This is a genomic window from Paenibacillus agaridevorans (assembly GCF_003112455.1).
GTDB classification, from domain to species: domain Bacteria; phylum Bacillota; class Bacilli; order Paenibacillales; family Paenibacillaceae; genus Pristimantibacillus; species Pristimantibacillus agaridevorans.
Map to the genome: position 1 here is coordinate 1,907 of NZ_BDQX01000393.1, position 1,921 is coordinate 3,827.

Here is a 1,921-nt window from a genome sequence, read left to right on the forward strand (position 1 = left end):
AGGCTTGTCCGGCGTCACGCTGTCTCCAGGGTTGCCGCCAGGAGCCGGAGAGACGCTTTGGCCATCCCCGCCTGCTATTCCATCCTGATCCCCATCTTGGTCCCCGACGCCATCGCTATCCTTATTGCCCTCGCCTTGCGCCGGATCGCTCTCATCCGGTTGATCCGACTCTGCCAGCTGCTGCTTGAGCTCCTTGGCATCGTTCATCTTTGCTGTCAGTGTCACCACGCCATAAGTCGCCGCGCCCAATACGAGCAGCAGTCCGACGACGATAAGCGATATTCTTTGTTTGGCTCCCATATGTATAGTCCTCCTTGCCGCTTATTCTAGCTGCCAACCGCTTCGGCCTTATGTTCGCTCCCGTCCGAGGCTAGCACCGATCCGTGCCGCCCCCTTGAATAGGAGAATGCCGATTGAGGCTCCGATACTATCAATGATGACATCGCTGGCTTGGCCCGATCTGCCCGATACGAATAGCTGATGCAGCTCGTCGGACACGGCAAACAACACGCACACCAGCAGGGTGATCGCCACGCCGCGCCCGCCTCTTACGCCCAGCTTGGTCAAAGTGCCCAAGACAAGCATGCCGAGCACCAGATAGATCAGACCATGGGCCAGCTTGCGAACGACACGATTCAACTCTCCCGCATCCAGCTCCAATCCCGGCAGCATGACGCGAATCGTCGTCGCGATGGCATCCGAGAGTCCGCTGCTAAGCGCATTGGAATCCGACGCCTGTTGATTAGAGAAGCCGATAATAACCGCCATCCATACAAGCACGGCGGCACCGTACATAAACTTTCGCATAGGCAATTTCCTTTACTTTACACCATAATCCCCCACGTACCAGTCGCGAAGCGCAGCCATCCTGCCTCGCATCTAAGACGTGGAAAAAGACGGAAATGTTGCTCCATATGTCTGCCGTTATTCGGCCTTACACTTCCGTTAGCTCGAACGCTCTGTTCTTGATCCGGGCATTCTCTGTCGCGTGGCCCAGCAGATCCGATACGTGGACACTATTACGAACATTTCGAAGCGTATAGGAAGGAGTACTCGTATCCGTGGATACTATCGTTATATCCCCGAACTTTAGTATTCTCTCAAACAGATTCCGTTTCAGGGAAACATCGCGGATGCGGTACAATTGAATCTCCTCGCGCCGCTTCGTAAAGACGCCTTTCTCGACAATCAGTCTGCGATCCGTCAATTTGTAATGCGTAAACGTCGGAAATCCGAAATTAAAAGGTTTGCCTTCCCACAGCACAGTCTCATTCAGCATTCCAACAGCTCCTTCACACATAAGATTCGTTCCAGTTCTACATGCTTTCTCCAGTTGAAAGCCTCCGTTAATTGTACCCTGATGCCCGCCTGATGTCGACGGGATGGATCAAAAAGACTAGACAAAAACTCCGTGGCTCAGGAGCAACGGAGTTTTTGACAATAAACGATTTATGCCTTACGCGTCTTGCACATTAAGCCTTGTTCACCCCATAATACTCCACGTACCAATCCGCGAAGCGCTGCAGTCCTACCTCGATTGGCGTCTCCGGCTTAAAGTCCACCGCCTGCTGCAGCCGATCCGTCGAAGCGTAAGTCGCGGGAACATCGCCGGGCTTGAGGGGTTCGAATATTTTGTCGAAGAGGATCTCCCTGCCCGTCGCCTTGCTCAAGGCTCTCTCCAGCGTCTCGATAAACGTCATCAGCTTCTCCGGACTGTTGTTGCCGATGTTGTACACGCGGTGAGGAACGCCATCCGTTGGCGGCTGCGCAATGAGTCGCTCGATCCCCGTCACGATATCATCGATGTACGTGAAGTCGCGGTACAGATCGTTGTCGAAGTCCCCGTTATTGAAGATATGAATCGGCTTGCCCGCAAAATAACGATCCGCGAAACCAAAGTACGCCATATCCGGCCGGCCCA

4 protein-coding genes are annotated in these 1,921 nt (G+C 53.8%); all 4 read right to left on the minus strand.

Annotated elements, in window-relative coordinates:
- Positions 1 to 300: hypothetical protein (locus tag PAT3040_RS37645; protein ID WP_373863986.1), on the minus strand; the 300-nt coding region annotated here is incomplete at its 3' end.
- Between the two features lie 48 nt (positions 301 to 348).
- Complete coding sequence (locus PAT3040_RS30200; RefSeq protein WP_108995604.1) at positions 349 to 807, minus strand: VanZ family protein; 459 nt, start codon at positions 805 to 807, stop codon at positions 349 to 351.
- 127 nt (positions 808 to 934) lie between these two features.
- A complete protein-coding gene (locus PAT3040_RS30205; RefSeq protein WP_181376932.1) occupies positions 935 to 1,279 on the minus strand; it encodes a PH domain-containing protein in 345 nt (114 codons plus the stop codon).
- A 193-nt stretch (positions 1,280 to 1,472) separates the two neighbouring features.
- A partial coding sequence (locus PAT3040_RS30210) for a Rossmann-fold NAD(P)-binding domain-containing protein (protein ID WP_507763381.1) occupies positions 1,473 to 1,921 on the minus strand: 449 nt, incomplete at its 5' end.